5 protein-coding genes and 1 pseudogene are annotated in these 7,629 nt (G+C 70.5%); 2 read left to right on the top strand and 4 right to left on the bottom strand.

The features are described from left to right. Positions 1 to 639 (top strand): annotated as a pseudogene (locus tag AOK15_RS32025) (hypothetical protein); the annotation flags it as partial. Between the two features lie 115 nt (positions 640 to 754). Here AOK15_RS32025 and pyk read toward each other — a convergent pair. The 3 genes from pyk to pta form a co-directional block, all read right to left on the bottom strand. Further along, positions 755 to 2,185, bottom strand: a complete 1,431-nt coding sequence (pyk, locus tag AOK15_RS32020) for a pyruvate kinase (protein WP_055521825.1) — start codon at positions 2,183 to 2,185, stop codon at positions 755 to 757. Between the two features lie 110 nt (positions 2,186 to 2,295). Further along, a complete protein-coding gene (locus AOK15_RS32015; RefSeq protein ID WP_055521824.1) occupies positions 2,296 to 3,501 on the bottom strand; it encodes an acetate kinase in 1,206 nt (401 codons plus the stop codon). Between the two features lie 32 nt (positions 3,502 to 3,533). After that, the gene (pta, locus tag AOK15_RS32010) at positions 3,534 to 5,621 is read right to left on the bottom strand and encodes a phosphate acetyltransferase (protein ID WP_055521823.1); all 2,088 of its coding nucleotides are present in this window, start codon (positions 5,619 to 5,621) and stop codon (positions 3,534 to 3,536) included. A 336-nt stretch (positions 5,622 to 5,957) separates the two neighbouring features. On the opposite strand from pta, the gene AOK15_RS32005 reads away from it, so the two are divergent. Further along, on the top strand, positions 5,958 to 6,983 hold the full coding sequence (locus AOK15_RS32005) for an ATP-dependent 6-phosphofructokinase (RefSeq protein ID WP_055521822.1): 1,026 nt from the start codon (positions 5,958 to 5,960) through the stop codon (positions 6,981 to 6,983). A gap of 124 nt (positions 6,984 to 7,107) precedes the next feature. Here AOK15_RS32005 and AOK15_RS32000 read toward each other — a convergent pair. Continuing rightward, positions 7,108 to 7,629: helix-turn-helix domain-containing protein (locus tag AOK15_RS32000; RefSeq protein ID WP_240508694.1), on the bottom strand; the 522-nt coding region annotated here is incomplete at both ends.

Raw genomic sequence — 7,629 nt, 5'->3', positions numbered from 1 at the left:
GCGAAGGACGCGAAGGACGACGCCACCGACAAGGTGACCGACACGGCCAAGGACGTCACGGACGCGGCGAAGGACGCGAAGGACGACGCCGAGGACACGGCCGACGACGCCACCGCGACCCCGAGCCCCACCCCGTCGCCGAGCGACAAGGTGAACGCCGACGACTGCCCCGTCGCCACCGAGGACGAGAGCGGCGTCGAGAAGGGCATCCCCGCCCTGCCGAACGACCCCTGGTACCTGAACGCCAGCTCCCTGCTGCTGAAGGGCGCCGACTACCAGGGCATCGTCAAGGTGCGGACCGCCGACGGCTCGGTCAAGGAGGTGCTGAAGTACGTCATCTCCGACGGCACCGACATCGGCGACCTCCACCAGACGGTCGACGACAAGCAGGCCGGCGTCACCTACCACGTGCAGGCGCGCAAGGGCAGCACGTCCACCATCCGCGACGGCAAGACGATCATGTACACGGAGAGCATCTCCGGCAACCTGCTCGGTCTGATCCCGGTGACCTTCGACCCGAAGCACCCGCCGCCGCTGAACATCCCGCTGATCTACTTCACCAACGTGAAGGTCGTCCAGGCGGGCCAGTTCGGCGGGACGCTCACCGTGCCCGGGCTGCACCAGTTCACCACCGACTGAGACCGCCCACGGCGCCCCGAGCGCCGCACAGGACCCGTCCGGGAGCCGCAACACACCGAGGGCGCCCCCTGCGAGCAGGGGGCGCCCTCGGTGCTGTCGTACGGCGTCGGCGGCGTCAGTCGCGGGCGCCGCCGCCCAGGTGGTGCACCCGGACCATGTTCGTGGTGCCCGGCACGCCGGGGGGCGAGCCGGCGGTGATGACCGCGATGTCGCCCTCGTTGAAGCGGTTGAGCTTCACCATCTCGTGGTCGACCAGGTCCACCATCTCGTCGGTGCTGTTCACGAACGGCACCACGTGCGACTCCACACCCCAGCTGAGCGCCAGCTGGTTCCGGGTCGACTCGTCGGTGGTGTACGCGATGATCGGCTGCGACGCGCGGTAGCGGGAGAGCCGGCGGGCGGTGTCACCGGACTGCGTGAAGGCCACCAGCGCCCGGCCGCCGAGGAAGTCGGCGATCTCGCAGGCCGCACGGGCGATCGAACCACCCTGCGTGCGCGGCTTCTTGCCCGGCACCAGCGGCTGGAGGCCCTTGGCGAGCAGCTCCTCCTCGGCCGCCGTGACGATCTTCGACATCGTGCGGACCGTCTCCAGCGGGTACGCGCCCACGCTGGACTCCGCCGACAGCATGACCGCGTCCGCGCCGTCCAGGATCGCGTTGGCGACGTCGGACGCCTCGGCGCGGGTGGGGCGGGAGTTGGTGATCATCGACTCCATCATCTGGGTCGCCACGATCACCGGCTTGGCGTTGCGGCGGCACAGCTCGATGAGCCGCTTCTGCACCATGGGGACCTTCTCGAGCGGGTACTCGACGGCCAGGTCGCCACGGGCGACCATCACGCCGTCGAACGCCATCACGACGTCCTCCATGTTCTCGACGGCCTGCGGCTTCTCCACCTTGGCGATGACGGGGACCCGGCGGCCCACCTCGTCCATCACCTTGTGGACGTCCTGCACGTCGTCGGCGTCCCGCACGAAGGAGAGCGCCACCAGGTCGCAGCCCATCCGCAGCGCGAACCGGAGGTCCTCGACGTCCTTCTCGGACAGCGCGGGCACGTTCACCGCGGCGCCGGGCAGGTTGATGCCCTTGTGGTCCGAGATGACACCGCCCTCGACGACCTCGGTGCGCACCCGCGGGCCGTCGACCGCGATGACCCGCAGCTCGACGTTGCCGTCGTTGATGAGCACCTGGTCGCCGGCGGAGACGTCACCGGGCAGGCCCTTGTACGTCGTCCCGCAGATGTGCTTGTCGCCCGGCACGTCCTCGGTGGTGATGGTGAACTCGTCACCGCGCACCAGCTCCACCGGCCCCTCGGCGAAGGTCTCCAGACGGATCTTGGGGCCCTGGAGGTCGGCGAGGACACCGATGGCCTTGCCGGTCTCGGCGCACGCGGCCCGGAGCCGGTCGTACCGGCCCTGGTGCTCGGCGTGGCTGCCGTGGCTGAAATTGAAGCGGGCCACATTCATGCCGGCTTCGATCAGGGCGACAAGCTGCTCGTGGGAGTCGACCGCGGGGCCGAGAGTACAGACGATTTTCGAACGGCGCATGGGACGATCCTATCGGTTTGTTTCGCTGCGGAATATTCCGTCTGGCGGAATGCACATGGGCGGCTATGCGCTCAATCGTGTTACCGGCGTGTATTTCCCGACTGCTTTGCTCATCTGTCGACCAGGGCGTACGTCTGTGCCGCGATCTCGAGTTCCTCGTCGGTCGGCACCACCGCGACGGCGACCCGGGCACCGGCCGGCGAGATCAGCCGCGCCCCGTCGCCGCGTACGGCGTTGAGGTCGGCGTCCACCACCGGTCCCAGCGGTTCCAGGCCCGCGAGGGCGGCCTGACGCACCCGCGCCGCGTTCTCCCCGACCCCGGCGGTGAACGCGATCGCGTCCACCCGGCCGAGCACCGCGCAGTAGGCGCCGATGTACTTCTTCAACCGGTGAATGTAGATGTCGAAGGCGAGCTTCGCCCGCTCGTCGCCCTCGTCGATACGCCGGCTTATTTCCCGCATGTCGTTGTCGCCGCACAGCCCGATCAGACCGCTCTTCTTGTTGAGGAGAGTGTCGATGTCGTCCGTGGACATTCCGCCAACGCGCATCAAATGAAAGATGACGGCCGGATCCATGTCTCCCGAGCGCGTACCCATCACGAGCCCCTCCAAAGGCGTCAGCCCCATGGAGGTGTCCACGCACCGGCCCCCGCGCACGGCCGACGCGGACGCCCCGTTGCCGAGGTGCAGCACGATGACGTTCACGTCCTCGGGCGCCCTGCCCAGCAACGCGGCCGTGGCCCGCGAGACATACGCGTGCGAGGTGCCGTGGAAGCCGTAGCGGCGCACCCGGTGGGCGTCGGCGGTCTCCACGTCGATCGCGTAGCGCGCCGCCGACTCCGGCATGGTCGTGTGGAACGCGGTGTCGAACACGGCGACCTGCGGCAGGTCCGGGCGCAGCGCCTGAGCCGTGCGGATGCCCGTCAGGTTGGCCGGGTTGTGCAGCGGCGCCACCGGGATCAGCCGCTCGATCTCGGCGAGCACGGTGTCGTCGATCACCGTCGGCTCGGTGAAGCTCTGCCCGCCGTGCACCACGCGGTGCCCGATGGCGGCCAGTTCGGGCGAGTCGAGACCGAGCCCGTCCTTGGCCAACTCCTCCGCGACGGCCTTCAGGGCGGCGGCGTGGTCGGCGATCGCGCCGGTGCGCTCCCTGGCCTCGCCCCCGTCGGTCAGCGGGGTGTGCTTCAGCCGGGAGCCCTGCTCGCCGATGCGCTCCACCAGGCCCACGGCCAGCCGGGTGCTGTCCCGCATGTCGAGCAGCTGGTACTTCACCGAGGAGGAACCGGAGTTGAGGACGAGGACGCGGGTGGCGGTCACGGTGGTGGTATGCCTTCTGTCGTCGGTGGGGGTCACGGGGCCGCGGGGGTCTGGGCCTGGATGGCGGTGATGGCGACGGTCGTGACGATGTCCTGGACGAGGGCGCCCCGGGACAGGTCGTTGACGGGCTTGCGCAGGCCCTGGAGCACCGGCCCGACGGCGAGGGCGCCGGCCGAACGCTGCACCGCCTTGTAGGTGTTGTTGCCGGTGTTGAGGTCCGGGAAGATCAGCACGGTGGCCTGCCCGGCGACCTCGGAGCCCGGCAGCTTGGTCGCCGCGACGCTCGGCTCCACGGCGGCGTCGTACTGGATCGGCCCCTCGATCAGCAGGTCGGGCCGCCGGGTACGGACGATCTCGGTGGCCTCGCGCACCTTGTCGACGTCGGCGCCCGAACCGGAGGTACCCGTGGAGTACGACAGCATCGCGATCCGCGGCTCCACCCCGAACTGCTGCGCGGTCGCGGCGGACTGGACGGCGATGTCGGCGAGCTGCTCGGCGTTCGGGTCCGGGTTCACCGCGCAGTCGCCGTAGACCAGCACCTTGTCGGCGAGGCACATGAAGAACACCGACGAGACGATGCCCGCGTCCGGCCTGGTCTTGATGATCTCGAAGGCGGGCCGGATGGTGGCGGCCGTGGAGTGCACGGACCCCGAGACCATGCCGTCGGCGAGGCCCTCCTGGACCATCAGCGTGCCGAAGTAGTTCACATCGGACACCACGTCGTACGCCAGCTCGACGCTGACGTTCCTGTGGGCGCGCAGCTGCGCGTACTTCTCCGCGAAGGAGTCCCGCCACGCGGAGGTCGCCGGGTCGACCAGCATGCTGTCGCCGAGGTCGATGCCCAGGTCGGCGGCCTTCTTGCGGATCAGGTCGACGGGGCCGAGGAGCGTGAGGTCGCAGACCCCGCGCCGCAGGAGCACCTCGGCCGCGTGCAGCACCCGCTCCTCGGTGCCCTCGGGGAGGACGACCCGGCGGCGTTCGGCGCGGGCCTGCTCCAGCAGCTTGTGCTCGAACATCATCGGGGTGATCCGGTCGCTGCTGGGTGCCGAGACCCGGGTGCGCAGCTCGGCGGTGTCGACGTACCGCTCGAAGAGGCCGAGCGCGGTCTCCGCCTTGCGCGGGGTCACCGCGCTCAACTTCCCCTCCATCGAGAAGAGTTCGGAGGCGGTGAGGAAGGAGCCGCTCTCCACGGCGACCACGGGCGTGCCGGGCGCGAGCCGCGCCGCCAGCGTGAGGACCTCGTCGCTGGGCCGCTCGTTGAGGGTCAGCAGCACACCCGCGATCGGCGGGGTGCCCGCGCTGTGGGCGGCGAGGGCACCCACGACCAGGTCGGCGCGGTCGCCGGGGGTGACGACCAGACATCCGGGGGTGAGTGCGTTCAGGAAGTTCGGCAGCATCGCCCCGCCGAAGACGAAGTTCAGCGCGTCACGGGCGAGCCCCGCGTCGTCGCCGAGGAGCACCTTGCCGCCGAGCGCGTGGGTGATCTGCGCCACCGTCGGCGCGGACAGGGCGGGCTCGTCCGGGACGACGTAGCAGGGCACGGCCAGGGGGTGCCGCGCGTCCGTGAGCCGCTCGGCAATCTGGTCCCGGTCGCCGGGCGCGACCCGGTTCACCACCATCGCGATCACGTCGCAGCCGAGGCCCTCGTACGCGCGGTACGCGTTGTGCGTCTCGGCGACCACCGACTCGGCGGTCTGCTTGCGGCCGCCGACCACGGAGATCACCGACGCCCCGAACTCGTTCGCGAGGCGGGCGTTGAGGGACAGCTCGTCGGGGAACTGTGTGTCCGCGAAGTCGGTGCCGAGGACGAGGACGACGTCGTAGTCCCGTGCCACCGTGTGGAACCGGTCGACGAGGGCCGCGACCAGCTCGTCCGTGCCGTGCTCGGCCTGGAGGGTGGACGCCTCGTGGTAGTCCATGCCGTACACGGTGGCCGGGTCCTGCGAGAGCCGGTACCGGGCGCGCAGCAGGTCGAAGAGCCGGTCCGGGCCGTGGTGCAGCAGCGGCCGGAACACCCCCACCCGGTCGACCTGGCGGGTCAGGAGCTCCATGATCCCCAGTTCGACGACCTGGCGGCCGTCGCCGCGGTCGATCCCGGTCACGTACACGCTGCGCGTCACGTGGGCTCTCCGTTTCATGTCGGGTTCGGTGGGTGCTTCGGTGGGTGCTTCGGTGGGTGCCTGGGTGGTGCCGCGAGTGCCGCTTTAGTGGCTTCGCGCAGTGTTTCCGCGAGGGTGTGACGGCTGTGCGGAAATCACCGCCGCGGCGGACAGAAACCCTCTTGACAATACCTCCGAGGGTGGATAAGGCGCCCATCAGGTCGGCGGGGCGGGGGAGGGGCTCCCGGGCGGCCGGAGGCGGGCTCCGCGGGCGCGGCACCCCCCTGCGAGGCGTGAAACAATCGGATCGGCTCACAAGTACCAGCACCCAGCAGGACGAGCAGGAGACACAGCACGATGCGTATCGGAGTTCTGACCGCAGGCGGCGACTGTCCGGGCCTGAACGCAGTGATCCGGTCGGTCGTGCACCGAGCGGTCGCCCACTACGGCGACGAGGTCATCGGCTTCGAGGACGGTTACGCCGGTCTGCTCGACGGTCGCTACCGCAGCCTCGACCTGGAGTCCGTCAGCGGCATCCTCGCCCGCGGCGGCACCATCCTCGGGTCCTCCCGCCTCCAGCGCGACCGCCTGCGGGAGGCGTGCGAGAACGCGCAGGACATGGCGCACCAGTTCGGCATCGACGTCCTGGTCCCGATCGGCGGCGAGGGCACCCTCACCGCCGCGCGGATGCTCAGCGACGCCGGGCTGCCGGTCGTCGGCGTCCCGAAGACGATCGACAACGACATCTCGTCGACGGACCGCACCTTCGGCTTCGACACGGCGGTCGGGGTCGCCACCGAGGCGATGGACCGCCTGAAGACGACCGCCGAGTCCCATCAGCGCGTGATGGTCGTCGAGGTCATGGGCCGGCACGCGGGGTGGATCGCCCTGGAGTCCGGGATGGCCGCCGGTGCGCACGGCATCTGTCTGCCCGAGCGCGCGTTCGATCCGGCCGATCTGGTCAAGATGGTCGAGGAGCGCTTCGCGCGCGGCAAGAAGTTTGCCGTCATCTGCGTCGCCGAGGGCGCCCACCCCGCCGAGGGCTCGATGGACTACGGCCACGGCGAGATCGACCAGTTCGGCCACGAGCGCTTCCAGGGCATCGGCACCGCCCTCGCGTACGAGCTGGAGCGCCGCCTCGGCAAGGAGGCCAAGCCGGTCATCCTCGGTCATGTGCAGCGGGGCGGCACCCCGACCGCGTACGACAGGGTGCTCGCCACGCGCTTCGGCTGGCACGCGGTGGAGGCCGCGCACCGGGGCGAGTACGGCCGGATGACCGCGCTGCGCGGCACCGACGTGGTGATGGTGCCGCTGGCGGAGGCCGTGACCGAGCTGAAGACGGTCCCGAAGGACCGGATGGACGAGGCGGAGTCGGTCTTCTAGGCGCCCGGTCCCGCAGGGCGCCCGGGACGGTGTCCGGGCTGTCCCGGACACCTGCCTTTCAGTGGCGGCGGCAGTCGCCGGGCACGGCCTAGTAGGTGGCCGCCCGGCGGACCAGTGACCAGNNCCTCCAGGAGGCGCCGGTCGAGGGACAGCAGCTTGGCGGTCGGCCGGACGTACGCCTGCCAGCGGGTGGCGACCGCGTCGCGGAGCAGCTCGGTGAGGCGCGCCTCCCGTCCGGTGACGACGACCAGCTCGGGGAGCGAGAGGTCGAGCAGATCGGCGAGGGCGGTGGACTGCCGTTCGGTGCCCCGCCATTCACCGGTCTCCTCCATGTGGAGGTAGGTGGTCAGGTCCATGCCTATCGCGCGGGCCACGTCCTCGGGTGCGGTCCCCCGGGCCATGCGGTGCTCGCGCAACGTACGCGGCGCCCCGATGAGTTCACCGGGAGAGCACCACAACATGCCCGCGAGAGCGGTGAGTTCAGGGCTCGTCGGCGCCACCGTGCCGCGTTCCCAGGCATTCACCAGATCCGGGGTGACATAGGGGAGACCGTACGAGGACCGCATGCCGTAGGCGACGTGCTCGGGTCCCATCCCGAGGGCGGTGCGGAGTCTGCGGGCGGCGGGGGCGTCGAACGGTGGGGTGG

Origin of the sequence: Streptomyces ossamyceticus (genome assembly GCF_001418475.1) — a bacterium.
GTDB lineage: Bacteria > Actinomycetota > Actinomycetes > Streptomycetales > Streptomycetaceae > Streptomyces > Streptomyces ossamyceticus.
This window is presented reverse-complemented; position numbering and strand designations above follow the sequence as displayed.